The following is a 14867-nucleotide window of genomic DNA, read 5'->3' as shown; positions in this document are numbered from 1 at the left end:
ACTTACAACTTTGGTTTAATGATTTAACTACTTTCAACGTTTATGGACTAGCAAACCCACACCAGCCGACCTTTAAAAAATCTGTAAATCATTGTTTATAAATAAAATAGCGGGCTTTCTCATGCAAACCTAAGCGATAACACCTTACATTACTGATATTGCGCTGCATCAGGGTTGGTGTGCTAGTTTAGCTCTGCAGTGTCCAAAACCCATGTTTACGTAAACGTAATCTTGTAACACTGCACTTTCCTGCATTCAGGTCCCAACACTAATAACGCCACACGCCAAACCAGGAAATACAACATGAAAAAAATGACCAAATTCGCTCTCTCCGGTCTCGCAGCGGGTATTGCTTTTGCTGCATTAACCACCACTGCCCAAGCACAAGAAGAGTGGACGATGACTTCCACTTGGCCGGATAACCTTGATTTAATTAAGATTGATCAACATTGGGCTGAATTAGTAAACCAGTTAGCTGGCGACGAATTGCAAATTAACTTTCGTTCAGGCGGTACCCTTATGCCCGGCACCGAAGTATTCGATGCCGCCGAAACGGGCAGTATTGAAGCCGCTGGTGACTGGCCAGGCTACTGGGCGGGCTTGAACCCTGCCTTCTCTCCCCTGGCCACTACTACTAGCTTGTTCAATGCCGTTGACTACATCAACTGGATTCAACAATGGGGCGGTCGTGAACTCTACGAAGAGATCTACGGCAAGTTCAATATGATGTACCTGCCCTATGCGGCACTCAATAATGAATCTGGCTTTATGGGCCGTACGCCGATCGAAAGCATCGCTGACCTGGAAGGCAAACGCCTACGCCTTTCTGGTCGCGACCAAGGTCGCGTGCTGGAAGAGCTGGGTGGGTCGCAGGTGACCCTCGCGGGTGGAGAAGTCTACCAAGCTATTGAACGCGGTGTTATTGATGCAGGCGAATTTTCAACACCTGGCGTTGACTTCAACGCTGGCTTTGCCGAAGTGGCCGACTACTGGGCAACCCCAGGCTGGCACCAATCTGCCAGCGTATTTGGCGTGATGATTAACCTTGATGCCTGGAACGCACTGTCTGAAGAAACCCAACAAAAACTTCGCATCGCCGCCGACGCAACGATGGCTTGGTCGCTTGCCTGGTCTGAGCATGAGTCTACTGAGGGTACTAATAAATTCATTGACGCTGGCGTGACTATCAACCAATTCTCTGAAGAAGATTTAGCACGCATTCAGGAAATTACTAACGAAGTGATTGTTCGTGGTGCCTGTGAAGATCCTGATCACGCCAAGGTCTACCACTCTATGGTCACTTACTTAGAAGATTATGCCAGCTGGAGAGATGTCTCAGTGCCGTTCAACATGAGTCGCACAATGGATACCTTGCCCTCATTGGAAGAGATCGAAGCCTGCCTGTAAGGCGCTTCTGTGCCGCCTCGGTTTTACCGGGGCGGTTTTTTTGTGCTGACCGCGGAGATCTTCCATGAATGCGATTGCCAAGGCGATCGATGCAATCAACGAAGCCTTTGGGCGAATTATCGCCCCATTGATTGCCATCATTACTCTTATTGTTCTTTACGACATTGCGTCACGTTTTCTGTTTGGTCGCCCTAGCGACTGGGCATTCGACGTTACCAAAATGCTGTTTGGCGCTCACTTTATGCTGATGGCCGCCTATGGCTTACGCCACCACGCTCATGTGGAAGTCGACGTACTTAAGCGCTTGCTGTCGCGCAAGAAGCAAGCCGTGCTTGAAGTACTCGGTTATCTGATTTTCTTTGTGCCGTTTATCTGGATGTTAATCACCCTAGGCTGGAGTTTCTTTGAGCGCTCCTGGAGCCGAGCTGAAACCACCTATGGCATGGTTGCTATCCCGGTCTACCCAATTAAAGGGGTGATTGTGGTCGCCTCAGTGCTGATTCTGCTGCAGGCAATTGCCATCGTACTGCGTGCCATTATGCTGCTGCGTGAGGAGAAATCAGCATGAATATGAGTCCTGAATTACTCACGCTGGTGATGTTCGGCGGTCTACTCGTCGGCCTTTTTATGGGCCACCCGCTAGCGTTCGTGCTTGGCGGCGTAGCGGTTATCGGTGCCTTTTTAGGCCCCGGTGAGCGCATACTCGGCACCCTGATCAATAATATTTTCGGTAACGCCATGGACAACTACGTGCTGGTGGCGATACCTCTGTTCATATTGATGGCGAGGTTTTTAAACGACTCAGGCGTGACTGAAAAGATGTTTGACGCTATGCGCTTACTACTGGCTAATCTGCGCGGTGGTTTGGCTCTGACCGTGGTCATTGTGTCAGTCCTTTTGGCAGCGACCACAGGCATTGTCGGCGCTTCGATTGCGGTGATGGGCATGATCGCGCTGGTGCCGATGCTCAAGTATGGCTACAACAAAGAGCTTAGCGCGGGCGTTATTATGGCAAGCGGTTGCCTGGGTATTTTGATTCCGCCTAGCATCATGCTGATCCTCATGGCTAGCTACTCACCGGTCTCCGTCGGCGCACTGTTTGCGGGCGCACTGATCCCTGGCCTTCTACTAGGCGTTATGTACGCCCTCTACGTATTGATCATCTGCTACATCAAACCCAGTTACGGCCCGAAAGTACCCGCGGCGGAGCGGGCAGAGGTTAGCACGAAACAACTGCTGATCATGCTAGCGAAGTATGTGGTACCCCCAATGTCGTTGATTCTAGGGGTATTGGGCGCGCTATTTACGGGTATTGCCACCGCCACAGAAGCCTCGGCTATCGGCGTATTTATCGCCTTTATCCTGTTTATGATTTTTGGCGACCGTAAAATAAGCACTTGCTTCTGGACTATGATTGAAGCGGGCAAAACCACCACCATGGTAATGCTCGTACTGGTGGGCGCCACTGCCTTTACTGGCGTGTTCTCACGCGGTGGCGGTATGACCGTGATTAGCGACCTGGTACTAGCCATGCCCGGTGGCACGGTGGGCGCACTCATTCTCATGCTATTCCTGGTGTTTATTTTAGGCATGTTCTTGGATTGGACCGGCATCGTACTGCTGAGCTTCCCGATCATGCTGCCGATTGTTGAAACCATGGGCGTGGATATGCTGTGGTTCGTGGTAATGGTGGCAGTGGTACTGCAGACCTCGTTCCTGACCCCACCCTTTGGCTATGCGCTATTTTACTTAAAAGGCGTCGCACCGCCTGGGGTTGAAATCGTCGATCTGTACAAGGCAGTCGTGCCCTTCGTCGCATTGATTTTGTTAGCCTGCACGTTGATGGCCTTCTTCCCCTGGCTAATCACCGGCCTGCCTAGCATGATGATGGGATACTAGTCATTAGGCACTAGCCACTCCGCCCAACCAACGCCCCACCTTGCTATCGCCAGGCGGGGCGTTTTTAGTTGCTTATCGCGTACTGTGACGAATAACCGGCACCACAGGCAACACTTTGCTTTCGCCAGCCACTTGCCCCGTATTAATCTGCGTCAATAAGAGTGCCGCAGCCTCCGTCACCATCTCCTGCAGTGGCTGCTGAACCGTGGTGAGCTGATAACTCGGCCAAGCGGCAATTGGCATATTATCAAAGCCAACCACGCCCACATCCTCAGGAACACGTAGTCCCATTTCGGCTTTGAGCGTATCAATGACGGCCACTGCCATATGGTCATTGGCCGCAAAAACTGCGTCTGGATAGGGTGTGCCCGCAAAGAGTGTGCGGGTAGCAGCCTGGGCTGAGGCAAACTGATAATCGCCCTGTGCTTCCGCCCAACAGTGACGGCCGTGGGCGGCCAACGCCGCTAAAAAACCTTGGCGGCGTTGGCTACTGGTAGATGACTCAGGTAGGCCAGCAATAAACGCGATGCGCTCATAACCTCGTTGAGCAAGCAGTTCCCCAACCCAATAACCGCCGTTATAGTTATCGCTGGCAACTTGGCTAACGCCTTCAAAGGCTACCGTGCGGTTAATCATTACCACCGGGATACCCCGCCCAACGCACTCTTCAGCGAATGAGGAGGAGAGCATGGCAGCCAGCATTAAGATACCGTCCGCCTGACTTTGCAGAATATCTGCCATAACGCTGGCTGTCGGCGCCTCGTCACTGCCCATAAAGAGTAGCAAGTGGTAGCCGTGCTGCTGAAAATGGCGCGCAGCGTGATCAAGCATCTGTGCATAGAAAGGATTATCAAGCTGAGACATTACCACCGCGATAGTGCGTGAAGACCGGGTAATCAACGATCGCGCAATGGCATTGGGACGGTAACCTAGCTGCTTCGCCGCCGCTAACACCTTTTCGCGGGTTTTCGGGGCGATGCTAGCGTTGGGTGAAAAGCAGCGGCTCACCGCCGACTGCGACACACCTGCTAGCGCAGCCACTTGTTGCGATGTCACCGGCCGTTTCTTCATTTACACCTCGTTATAAAAACAAGCGTCATCGCTTCTATTTAATTACACCGAACCGCGCTATCCAAAGCCAGCTTCAATCACCCGTCCGACTTCTGCTTGTGCGCTATTAATGCCATTAAGCGCCGGTCACGCCACGCTTGGCGCTCAGCTAGTTGGCTGCTGGGCAGCACCATACGTCGCTCGCTATCAAGCTGCTGCAGCGTTTCAATCGCCCAGGGGTTATCTCCGCTACGCTGGGTATCGACATCGCGATAGAGCGGACCATAGCGCCCAGCATAGTCAACCACACCTTCGGGAGCATTAAGATCGATCGTTTCAAATGGACCCATCAATGCCCACCGCAAACCTAAGCCGTGCTTCACCGTCTTATCCAAGTCTTCCGCCGATACGTAGCCATCGCGAAAAAGCCGCAGCGCCTCATTAAGCAACGCTCCTTGTAAGCGATTTAAAATAAAACCCTGTATCTCCTTCTTGACCAGAATTGGCTCTTGAGAAACTTGGCGCATTAATGCCAGAGTGCGCTCTACTACCAACGGGCTGGTCTCTGAAGAGGGAACAACTTCAATCAGGGGTATGAGGTAGGGTGGATTAACTGGATGAGCCACCAAACACCGCTCTGGATGACGTAAATGCCCGGTAAAGAGTGAGGCCACAATACCGGATGTTGAGCTGGCAAGAATTGTACCTGATGCGCAAGCCGCTTCCAGCTGGGTATAAATAGCCTGTTTAGCAGCAACGTTTTCTGGCCCGCACTCCTGCACATAGCTGGCACCCGCAAGCGCTGTAACTAGGTTTTCCGTCACCTCAATACGCGCCAAAATAGCCGCTGGATCGTCTACCAGCCCTACCTGATGAAGATCTTGAAGCGATTCATCTATGCGGCTGATCACTTGGTTTAGTTGCAGGGTATTAACATCGTATAGACGTACCCGCACCCCCGCCCGGGCAAACACAATCGCCCAAGCACGTCCAATTAGCCCAGCGCCTACCACAGCTACCTGAGTGGCCATCATACTGCTCCTGTTTATTAGTGTTATTGCGGATATGTTACCCGTGAAAATGCGTTATCTAGCCCTAGATATAGCACTCACACAAACCATTTGCATTCGTATGCAATAACGCCTAGCCTTACTCTCACATGAGTAAAAACACCTCTGATCCCTAACAACAAATTTTTCCTGAAAATAACAACACTATAACGCTAACAAGGAGCTTTATATGATTCGCCACCTTAAGACAGGCGCCTCCCTAGAAACCCGCGCAGAAGCTGACCGACAAGTACGTGAAACCGTCGAAAAGACGCTTGCCGATATTGATGCTAACGGTGATAAAGCGGTACGTGAGCTATCGGAAAAATTTGATAACTGGTCACCTACGTCTTTTCGCCTCAGTGACGCTGACATCGCCCAGGCGATGAGTGAAGTGTCTGAGCGTGACCTTGATGATATCCGCTTTGCCCAAGCTCAAATTCGCCGCTTTGCGGAAGCTCAACTCGCCTCAATGCAGCCGGTAGAAATAGAGACCCGCCCTGGCGTTGTACTGGGCCATAAACACCTGCCTATCAACTCAGTTGGCTGTTATATCCCTGGCGGCGCCTACCCCATGGTGGCGTCAGCACACATGAGTGTACTCACCGCCAAAGTGGCTGGCGTTAAGCGCGTCATTGCCGCCGCCCCACCCTATAAAGGCAAACCACACCCAGCGATAGTCGCTGCCATGCATTTAGCCGGTGCCGATGAAATTCTGGTACTCGGCGGCGTACAGGCAGTGGGCGCCATGGCAATCGGCACTGACACTATTGAACCCGTCGATATGCTGGTCGGCCCCGGCAACGCTTTTGTGGCAGAAGCCAAGCGTCAACTGTTTGGCCGCGTCGGTATTGATCTCTTTGCAGGCCCGACAGAAACGCTGGTGATTGCCGATGAAAGTGTTGATGGCCTGCTTTGCGCCACCGACCTGCTGGGCCAGGCAGAGCATGGCCCCACCTCGCCAGCGGCGCTGTTGACCAATTCAGAAAAGCTCGCCAACGACACCCTGACGGCGATTGAGGAACTGCTTCAGAAACTGCCCACTGCCGAGATTGCCCGCCAAGCCTGGGAAACCCACGGTGAGGTGATTGTTTGCGATAGCCATGAAGAGATGCTGCAAGTCGCTAATGAGATGGCCTACGAACATGTTCAGGTAATGACCGAAGACCCTGAATTTTACCTGGAAAATATGACCAACTACGGGGCCCTGTTCCTTGGTCCACGTACCAATGTGGCGTTTGGCGATAAAGTGATCGGCACCAACCACACTTTGCCGACCAAAAAAGCTGCCCGCTACACCGGTGGCTTATGGGTAGGTAAATTTCTTAAAACTTGCACCTATCAACGTGTGCTCACTGACGAAGCATCAGCAGAAATTGGCAGCTACTGTTCACGTTTGTGTGCACTGGAAGGCTTTGCTGGCCACGGTGAACAGGCCAACGAGCGAGTGCGTCGCTATGGCCACCGCGATGTGCCTTATGCATCCGCGGTGGATGCATGAAGCTGCCGCAAACGCCAAACCAGCGTCTGGACGGCAAGCGGGCGCTGATAACCGGCGCGAGCCAGGGCATTGGCCTTGCCGCTGCCTGCGCATTAGCGCAGGCGGGCGCAGCAGTAACGCTGATAGCTCGTAGTGAAAGCACGCTGAACGATGTCGTCTCCGCTTTGCGAAACGCAGGCCATGACGCCCAATCGCTGGTGATGGATGTTAATGATCAAACAGCGATCGAGCGGCACCTTACTGATCAAGCATTTGATATTCTAGTCAACAATGCGGGGACTAATCGACCTAAACCGCTGAGGGATGTTACCGCCGATGACTATGCCGCAGTGATGGATCTTAACGTGCGCGCTAGCTACTTTTTGACGCAAACCGTCGTGGCCAAAATGTCCGCTGGCGCTAGCGTGATTAATATCTCCTCACAGATGGGTCACGTGGGTGCCGTTAACCGCAGCCTTTACTGCGCGTCAAAATCAGCGGTAGAGGGAATGACTCGAGCCCTGGCGGTAGAGCTTGGGCCCCGCGGCATAAGAGTCAACTCTGTTTGCCCTACGTTTATTGAAACGCCGATGACCCAACCCTATTTTGCTGAGCCAGGTTTCCGTGAAAGCGTATTAGCCAAGATCCCACTCGGACGGCTGGGCCAAATTGAGGACATTATGGGCCCCGTGGTGTTTTTGGCCTCACCTGCAGCGGGATTGGTAACCGGCAGCGCACTGATGGTGGATGGCGGGTGGACCGCCCACTAGCGCTTCTGAATGCGTTACAGCTCCTTCAGCGATGCAGTCACTGACAGCCAATGCTATTATTCACGCCCGCCAGTGATTCGCATTAGACGTTGGCTGCCCTATCGTTGTTGCTGCAAGGAGTGTTCGCTTGTTGAGACCCGGCTATCGCGGGCTATTCGCCGCCACCACTTCGCTTGGCCGTCGCGCTAGCCCCTGGTCGATAGCCATGACGGCGGTAGCCTTCATTGTTGCCTTGCCGGTATTGGTCGTGTTGGCCCATATCGCCATGCCCACCGATGGCGTATGGCAACATCTAGCCAGCACGGTACTGGGACGCTACCTGAACAACACTTTCTGGCTGGTAGTGATCGTCGGCCTCGGCACACTGGTCATCGGCACCGGCACCGCTTGGCTGGTGGTAATGTGCCGCTTCCCCGGCAAACGGCTGTTTGAGTGGGCGCTGCTGCTGCCGTTGGCGGTGCCTACCTATGTTATCGCCTACGCCTATACCGACTTCCTGCAATTCGCCGGTCCGCTACAAAGCCTGCTTCGCGAGACGTTTAACTGGGCATACGGCGACTACTATTTTCCCAATATTCGCTCCCTCGGCGGCGCGGCCACGGTGATTACCCTGGTGCTTTACCCCTATGTCTACCTGCTGGCCCGGGCCTCCTTTCTTGAGCAGTCGGTGTGTGTGCTGGATGTGGGCCGCACGCTGGGGCGCGGCCCCTGGCGGCTGTTCGCCAGCGTCGCCGTCCCCTTGGCGCGCCCAGCATTGGTGGGCGGGGTATCGCTGGTATTGATGGAGACGCTGAACGAGTTTGGCGCGGTTCAATTCTTTGGCGTCGACACCTTTACCACCGGGATCTATCGCACTTGGTTTGGCATGGGCGAACAGGTCGCAGCGGCGCAACTGGCCGCCTGCCTGCTCACCTTCGTGATCGTGCTGGTATTACTAGAGCGCTGGTCGCGGGGCAAACGTCGCTACTTCCATACCACCAATCGCTATCAGCAACTGCCTGAGTACGCGCTGCACGGCTGGCGTGCCGCCGCGGCGACGCTGTCTTGTCTTTTACCGGTGCTGGTGGGCTTTTTACTGCCTAGTGGCATTCTGCTCAATTTAGCGCTGCAAGGGGGCGATTCACTGTGGGGCGCGCGCTTTATCGGCTACGCCTGGAACAGCCTAGGACTAGCGACAGTGGCGGCGCTGATTGCCGTGGGGCTGGCGGTCGTGCTGAGCTATGGCGTGCGCATGCACGATACGGCGTTTGCGAGGGTCGCTTCCCGGGTCGCTGCCATGGGCTATGCGATTCCAGGCTCGGTGGTCGCCGTGGGAATTCTGATTCCGTTTACCTGGCTGGATAACGCCCTGAATACCTGGCTGAATAATCACTATGGCTACATTATCGGCCTGGTGTTCAGCGGTTCGGCATTTATTCTGCTGTATGCCTACGTGGTGCGCTTTTTGGCTGTCTCGTTCAATGCGGTAGAAGCCAGCTTAGGCAAGGTGACGCCTAGCATGGATGCCGCCTCGCGCACCCTGGGCCAAACCGCAGGCGGCACGCTGCGTCATATTCATACGCCGATGATGCGTAGCAGCCTACTTGCGGCGGGCATTTTGGTCTTTGTCGATGTGATGAAAGAGCTGCCCGCCACGATCATTCTGCGCCCTTTCAACTTCGATACGCTGGCGGTGCGGGCGCACAACTTGGCGTCTGACGAGCGGCTGGCCGAGGCCTCGACGTCATCACTGGCTATTGTCGTCGTTGGCATCCTGCCGGTGATTCTGCTCAGCATGGCCATGCGCCGCTCGCGCCCCGGCGCTAAGTCGTGAGGAAACTCTAGGACGAGAGCGGAAAAACAAACACCTGGGAAAGGTCGAGGTGGATATCCACCGGTTGCCCTTCTGCGGGTAAAAACACCCCAGGCATCCGGGCGTGCAGGTGCGCCTCCAAGCCGTTCTCTCCATGGGCACACAGGTGCAGCAAGCTGGTGCGCCCCAGCAGCTTCGCCATGACCACATGGCTATGACGGTGCTCATCCGCAGGAAGATTACGTTCAACAATCCTCAGTGCCTCGGGCCGGATCATTACCTGGGCATCACTGCCCTCAGCAAGCCCCTTCGCAGGCACTTTCCCGACCGCCGTGCTCACCATGCCGTTGTGCACCTTGCCTTGCAGCTCATTCACATCGCCGAAAAAGGTCACCACAAAGGGGTCTTGGGGCGCGCAGTATAGCTCGCGCGGCGTTCCTGTCTGCACGATTCGCCCATCGCGCATCAGCGCGATGCGATCCGCCATAAACATGGCTTCCTCCGGATCGTGGGTGACTAACAGCGTGGCCGCTCCGACCTTTTTCAATACATGCAGGGTATCGTCACGGATGCGGTCACGAAGGCGCGCGTCCAGGCTCGAGAAGGGTTCATCCAACAGCATTAAACGCGGTGACGGCGCCAGCGCACGCGCCAGAGCCACCCGCTGCTGCTGGCCGCCCGAGAGCATGTGGGGGTAGACATCGACATAACCAGCCATACCCAGTTGTTCTAGCAGTTGCTTGGCCCGCTCACGGCGCTGGCCAGCCGTCAGGTGTTTGAGACCAAAGGTCACGTTTTCCAGCACGGTAAGGTGCGGAAATAGCGCCGAGTCTTGAAATGCTAGCCCTACGTTGCGCTTTTCCGGCGGCACATGCCGCTGGTCTGGCGCGGCAATATAGACATCTTCGAGCGTGACGCTGCCCTCTTGCAGCACTTCCAGCCCCGCAGCGATACGTAATAGCGTGGTTTTGCCACATCCAGAGGGGCCCAGCAAACAAACGACCTCACCTGGAGCAACGCTTAAGTCCACTCCTTTCACGACCGAATGGCCATCATAGGCATGGCACACACTGTTAAGCGTCAACGCCGTAGCGCTGGACGCCACCGGGGCAACCTTGAGGGTAGCTGTCATAAATCACCACTGTGCAGTTGAGCAAACTATTCCATGGACAATGTCATGGATACCCAAACGCGGATCGAATACATTTGAAAGTTGTTTGCATTCTATTTTTTATCGCGTAGAGATGCACGCTTAGATAGTTTCGTTGAATGCGTCTGGTTAGCATTCAACTTGACCTCAACGCTGAGACACGCTTGAATGCTAAACCTTTAAATGTAAATTATTATCAAATAACGACGGAGTTGACGGTTATGAATAAGGCACGCCTAACGCTATCAATCGCCGCCATTATGGCAGGCTCAGCTGTTGCAGGTACCGGCATGGCTGATGAGCTAAACCTTTACTCTGCGCGCCATTACGACTCTGACGAACGCCTTTATGATGCGTTCACCGAGGAGACTGGTATCGAAGTCAACATCCTCGAGGGTGATTCCGACCAGCTGATTGAGCGCATTCAGCGCGAAGGCGTGGCAAGCCCCGCCGATATCATGTTGACAGTAGACGCCGGCCGCCTGTGGCGCGCAGAAGAAGAAGGCATTTTCCAAAGCGTCGAATCGGAGGTTCTCAACGAGCGTCTACCTGAATCCATGCGCCACCCTGACGGCCTGTGGTTCGGCTTCAGTCAGCGTGCCCGGGCAATTTACTATAACCGTGAAAACTTCGACCCGAGCCAGATCGAAAGCTACGAAGACCTCGCCGACCCACAGTTTGAGGGCAAGGTATGCATTCGCTCTTCCAACAATATCTATAACCAGTCGCTGCTGGCGGCGATGATTGAGCATCACGGCGAAGCGGGTGCCGAAGAGTGGGCTCAGGGCGTGGTCAATAACATGGCACGCGATCCGGAAGGTGGCGATACCGACCAGATTCTTGGCGTGGCCAGCGGCGAGTGTGATATTGCCGTGGCCAATCACTACTACTACGTGCGCCTGCTAAAATCAGACGACGATGCCGAACGCGAAGCGGCCCGTAAAGTCGGCATCATTTTCCCCAACCAGAATGATCGCGGCACTCACGTCAACGTGGGTGGCGCCGGTGTCGTGGAAGGGGCGCCTAATCGTGAAAATGCCGTCCGCTTCCTTGAGTATCTAGCCTCAGACACCGCTCAGGAGATCTTTGCTTCGGGCAACAATGAGTTCCCCGTCGTGGAAGGCATCAAAAAAGACCCGGTACTGGAGTCCTGGGGCAACTTCAAAACAGATGACGTGAACATCAGCGTGTTGGGTGAAAACAACCCTGAAGCGATCCGCATTTTTGATCGCGTCGGCTGGCGTTAAGCGTAACCCTTCACTTGAAGAAACCCCGCCGCCTGAGGGCGGCGGGGTTTTCATTTATGATCAAGCAATGGTGGGGGCGTCGTCAGTGCGCCTCGTCCCAGTTGTCGCCACATTCGGCTTCTACTATCAGCGGCACTTTTAGCGCAGCCGCACCCTGCATGCGTTTTTGCACCTGCTCAATAAACGCGTCGACCTGTTTTTCGGCCACTTCGAATACCAGCTCATCGTGCACCTGCATGACCATCAGCGCATCGAACTCGCCCTCTTCCAGCCACGCATCCACGTCGATCATCGCCTGTTTGATGATGTCGGCCGCCGTGCCCTGCATCGGCGCGTTGATCGCGGTACGCTCGGCGCCTTGGCGGCGGTTGCGGTTCTGCGACTGAATCTCCGGCAGATAAAGCCGCCGACCCAGCACCGTTTCAACAAAGCCATCCTCTGCCGCCTGGGAGCGGATACGCTCCATATAGCGCGCCACGCCGGGGTAGCGGTCAAAGTAACGGTCAATGTAAGTTTGGGCCTGGTTGCGATCAATGTGCAGTTGGCGCGACAGCCCCCAGGCGCTCATGCCATAGATCAAGCCGAAGTTGATCGCTTTGGCGCTGCGCCGTTGGTCGCCAGAGACCTTCTCTAGCGAGGTGCCAAATACTTCCGCCGCCGTGGCCGTGTGAATATCGCGCCCTTCGGCAAACGCTTCCAGCAGCCCTTTATCTTCGGAAAGGTGCGCCATGATACGTAGCTCGATTTGCGAGTAGTCGGCGGCGACAATGCGGTAGCCGGGACGGGCGATAAACGCCTGGCGAATTTTGCGCCCCTCTTCGGTACGAATAGGGATGTTCTGTAGGTTCGGGTCCGATGACGACAAGCGCCCAGTGGCGGTCACCGCCTGATGGTAGCTGGTATGCACCCGGCCCGTGGCTTTGTTGAGCAGCCGGGGCAGTTTATCGGTGTAGGTGGACTTCAGCTTGGCAAGGCCGCGATGCTGCATGATGACCTTGGGCAGCGGGTAGTCCAGCGCCAGTTCTTCAAGCACCCCTTCCGCCGTGGAGGGCGCCCCTTTCGGGGTTTTCTTGAGCACTGGAATCTTCTGCTCTTCAAACAGGATCTGACCCAACTGCTTGGGCGAGCCCAAGTTGAATTCACGCCCGGCGAGTTCAAAGGCCTCGCGTTCGAGTTCACGAATACGTTGATCTAGCTGCTGGCTCTGCGCGTGTAAGCGCTCGGCATCCACGGCAACGCCGTTGCGCTCGATACGCGAGAGCACCTTGATCAGCGGCAGCTCGATATGATCCAGCACGTCGGCCAATCGTCCTTCGTTTTCTACCTGGGGGCGCAGCGCTTCCTGCAGCCGCAGCGTGATATCGACATCTTCACAGGCGTAAGGCGCCGCTTGTTCCAGGGCAATCTGATTAAATGTCAGTTGCTTGGCGCCCTTGCCAGCGATGTCTTCAAAGGAGATAGTCTTTTCGCCCAGATACTTCAGCGCCAGCGAATCCATATCATGGCGCGTGGCGGTGGAGTTGAGCACATAGGACGCCAGCATGGTGTCGGCAAAGGGGCCGACAACGGCAATGTCATAGTTCGCCAGCACCGAAATATCGTACTTGAGGTTTTGGCCAATCTTGGTTTTTTGCGGGTTTTCCAACATCGGCTTTAGCGCCGCCAAGACGGCTTTGCGCTCAAGCTGCTGGGGGGCATCAAGGTAATCGTGAGCAACTGGAATATAGGCGGCCTCACCGGCTTCCAGCGATACGCCGATGCCGACGATTTCTGCATCCATGTAGTTGAGGCTGGTGGTTTCAAGATCGAAACAGAAGCGCTCGGCGCTCTGCAGCCGTTCCAGCCAACGGTCGAGTTCGGCTTGGTCGAGAATGACGTGATCTTCACGGGCAGCCCCCGTTTCAGCAGTGCTCGAATGATCAGGTGAACCCTCGGTAGTGTCAGCGCTGGCAGGGGCTGGCGCGCCGCCTTTAACGTCATCCACGCCTTCGTCTTTACCTTCCAGCAGCTCACCCAGCCACTGGCGAAACTCCATTTCCTTATACAGTGTGACGAGCGCTTCGCGATCCGGGTGGGCAATATCCAGGTCATCCAGGCCTACCGGCAGGTCGCAGTCGACTTTGATGGTCGCCAGTTGATAGGAGAGAAACGCCTGATCGCGATGCTCTTCAAGCTTCTTGGGCAGCGTTTTCGCCCCGCGGAAGGTCAGCGTTTTCACCCGCTCTAAGTCGTCATAAATGGTATCCAGCCCGCCGCCCATTCCTTGCAGCAGGCCAATGGCGGTCTTTTCACCCACGCCGGGGACGCCGGGGATGTTATCGACCTTGTCCCCCATCAGGGCGAGGAAATCGATGATCAGCGACGGCGGCAGGCCAAATTTCTCTTCCACGCCCGCTTCGTCCAGCGTTTCGTCCTTCATGGTGTTGACCAGCGTGATGTGGGCATTGACCAATTGCGCCATGTCCTTGTCGCCGGTAGAGATCACCGCGTCCCGCCCGGCCTGGGTGGCATGGTGCGCCAGGGTGCCAATGACATCGTCCGCCTCGACGCCTTCAACGCATAGCAACGGCAGGCCCAGCGCCTTAACACAGGCGTGCAACGGTGCGATTTGACTGCGCAGGTCATCGGGCATTGGCGGGCGATGTGATTTGTAGTCGCTGTACATGTCATCGCGGAAGGTTTTACCGGGCGCATCGAACACCACCGCCATCGGGCTTTGCGGGTAATCCTTGATCAGGCGCTTGAGCATGTTCAGCACGCCTTTCACCGCGCCGGTAGGTTGACCATTGGAGGTCGTTAGCGGCGGCAGCGCGTGAAACGCACGGTAAAGATAGGAGGAGCCATCGACGAGAACGATCGGAGCGCGAGCCATAACCAAGTTCCATTGTTAAAAAGTGCTGAAAAGAGTGTCGAAAATAGTATTGAAAATAGTTGCTCACATAATACGCGTTGCGCGGCTTTCCTGCAGGACGAAACGGTTTTTGGCCCATTTACACCAACAACAACGCTGCCAACTGAGCTGC

11 protein-coding genes are annotated in these 14867 nt (G+C 55.1%); 7 read left to right on the top strand and 4 right to left on the bottom strand.

Annotated elements, in window-relative coordinates; genetic code table 11:
- Positions 1–303 precede the first annotated feature (303 nt).
- From dctP to ACUN8H_RS05670, 3 genes are all read left to right on the top strand, one after another.
- Complete coding sequence (dctP, locus tag ACUN8H_RS05680) at positions 304–1407, top strand: TRAP transporter substrate-binding protein DctP (RefSeq protein WP_445531187.1); 1104 nt, start codon at positions 304–306, stop codon at positions 1405–1407.
- Between the two features lie 64 nt (positions 1408–1471).
- Positions 1472–1975 carry a TRAP transporter small permease subunit gene (locus ACUN8H_RS05675; RefSeq protein ID WP_445531186.1) on the top strand — a complete coding sequence of 168 codons (504 nt, stop codon included), beginning with the start codon at positions 1472–1474 and terminating at the stop codon, positions 1973–1975.
- Positions 1972–3306 (top strand): TRAP transporter large permease, encoded by a 1335-nt coding sequence (locus tag ACUN8H_RS05670; protein ID WP_445531185.1) that lies wholly within the window; start codon positions 1972–1974, stop codon positions 3304–3306. Before ACUN8H_RS05675 ends, ACUN8H_RS05670 begins: the two co-directional genes overlap by 4 nt.
- Positions 3307–3378: 72 nt before the next feature.
- On the opposite strand, the gene ACUN8H_RS05665 is transcribed toward ACUN8H_RS05670, so the two are convergent.
- Both ACUN8H_RS05665 and ACUN8H_RS05660 read right to left on the bottom strand, forming a co-directional pair.
- On the bottom strand, positions 3379–4377 hold the full coding sequence (locus ACUN8H_RS05665) for a LacI family DNA-binding transcriptional regulator (protein WP_445531184.1): 999 nt from the start codon (positions 4375–4377) through the stop codon (positions 3379–3381).
- 77 nt (positions 4378–4454) lie between these two features.
- Positions 4455–5387 (bottom strand): 3-hydroxyacyl-CoA dehydrogenase, encoded by a 933-nt coding sequence (locus ACUN8H_RS05660; protein WP_445531183.1) that lies wholly within the window; start codon positions 5385–5387, stop codon positions 4455–4457.
- A gap of 208 nt (positions 5388–5595) precedes the next feature.
- Here ACUN8H_RS05660 and hisD point away from each other — a divergent pair, with 208 nt between their 5' ends.
- The 3 genes from hisD (at position 5596) to ACUN8H_RS05645 (ending at position 9468) form a co-directional block, all read left to right on the top strand.
- Entirely contained in the window at positions 5596–6906 is a 1311-nt protein-coding gene (gene hisD / locus ACUN8H_RS05655) for a histidinol dehydrogenase (RefSeq protein WP_445531182.1), read from the top strand.
- The gene (locus ACUN8H_RS05650) at positions 6903–7655 is read left to right on the top strand and encodes an SDR family NAD(P)-dependent oxidoreductase (protein WP_445531181.1); all 753 of its coding nucleotides are present in this window, start codon (positions 6903–6905) and stop codon (positions 7653–7655) included. The genes hisD and ACUN8H_RS05650 overlap by 4 nt, the downstream gene beginning before the upstream one ends.
- A gap of 205 nt (positions 7656–7860) precedes the next feature.
- Positions 7861–9468, top strand: a complete 1608-nt coding sequence (locus tag ACUN8H_RS05645; RefSeq protein ID WP_445531718.1) for an ABC transporter permease — start codon at positions 7861–7863, stop codon at positions 9466–9468.
- 7 nt (positions 9469–9475) lie between these two features.
- On the opposite strand, the gene ACUN8H_RS05640 is transcribed toward ACUN8H_RS05645, so the two are convergent.
- Positions 9476–10579 carry an ABC transporter ATP-binding protein gene (locus tag ACUN8H_RS05640; protein WP_445531180.1) on the bottom strand — a complete coding sequence of 368 codons (1104 nt, stop codon included), beginning with the start codon at positions 10577–10579 and terminating at the stop codon, positions 9476–9478.
- A gap of 239 nt (positions 10580–10818) precedes the next feature.
- Between ACUN8H_RS05640 and ACUN8H_RS05635 the strand changes: the two genes are divergently transcribed.
- A complete protein-coding gene (locus ACUN8H_RS05635; protein WP_445531179.1) occupies positions 10819–11844 on the top strand; it encodes a Fe(3+) ABC transporter substrate-binding protein in 1026 nt (341 codons plus the stop codon).
- 82 nt (positions 11845–11926) lie between these two features.
- On the opposite strand, the gene polA is transcribed toward ACUN8H_RS05635, so the two are convergent.
- Positions 11927–14716: a DNA polymerase I gene (gene polA / locus ACUN8H_RS05630; protein WP_445531178.1), complete on the bottom strand. Its 2790-nt coding sequence runs from the start codon at positions 14714–14716 to the stop codon at positions 11927–11929.
- Between the last annotated feature and the right edge of the window lie 151 nt (positions 14717–14867).

The sequence above is a fragment of the Vreelandella sp. V005 genome (assembly GCF_052645115.1).
This window is presented reverse-complemented; position numbering and strand designations above follow the sequence as displayed.

Excerpts from the sequence above, each read along its gene's own strand:
- ACUN8H_RS05635 (WP_445531179.1), top strand. The coding sequence starts at position 10,819 with ATGAATAAGGCACGCCTAACGCTATCAATCGCCGCCATTATGGCAGGC.
- dctP (WP_445531187.1), top strand. The coding sequence starts at position 304 with ATGAAAAAAATGACCAAATTCGCTCTCTCCGGTCTCGCAGCGGGTATT.
- ACUN8H_RS05640 (WP_445531180.1), bottom strand. The coding sequence starts at position 10,579 with ATGACAGCTACCCTCAAGGTTGCCCCGGTGGCGTCCAGCGCTACGGCG.
- ACUN8H_RS05665 (WP_445531184.1), bottom strand. The coding sequence starts at position 4,377 with ATGAAGAAACGGCCGGTGACATCGCAACAAGTGGCTGCGCTAGCAGGT.
- hisD (WP_445531182.1), top strand. The coding sequence starts at position 5,596 with ATGATTCGCCACCTTAAGACAGGCGCCTCCCTAGAAACCCGCGCAGAA.
- ACUN8H_RS05645 (WP_445531718.1), top strand. The coding sequence starts at position 7,861 with ATGACGGCGGTAGCCTTCATTGTTGCCTTGCCGGTATTGGTCGTGTTG.
- ACUN8H_RS05660 (WP_445531183.1), bottom strand. The coding sequence starts at position 5,387 with ATGGCCACTCAGGTAGCTGTGGTAGGCGCTGGGCTAATTGGACGTGCT.
- ACUN8H_RS05675 (WP_445531186.1), top strand. The coding sequence starts at position 1,472 with ATGAATGCGATTGCCAAGGCGATCGATGCAATCAACGAAGCCTTTGGG.
- ACUN8H_RS05670 (WP_445531185.1), top strand. The coding sequence starts at position 1,972 with ATGAATATGAGTCCTGAATTACTCACGCTGGTGATGTTCGGCGGTCTA.
- polA (WP_445531178.1), bottom strand. The coding sequence starts at position 14,716 with ATGGCTCGCGCTCCGATCGTTCTCGTCGATGGCTCCTCCTATCTTTAC.
- ACUN8H_RS05650 (WP_445531181.1), top strand. The coding sequence starts at position 6,903 with ATGAAGCTGCCGCAAACGCCAAACCAGCGTCTGGACGGCAAGCGGGCG.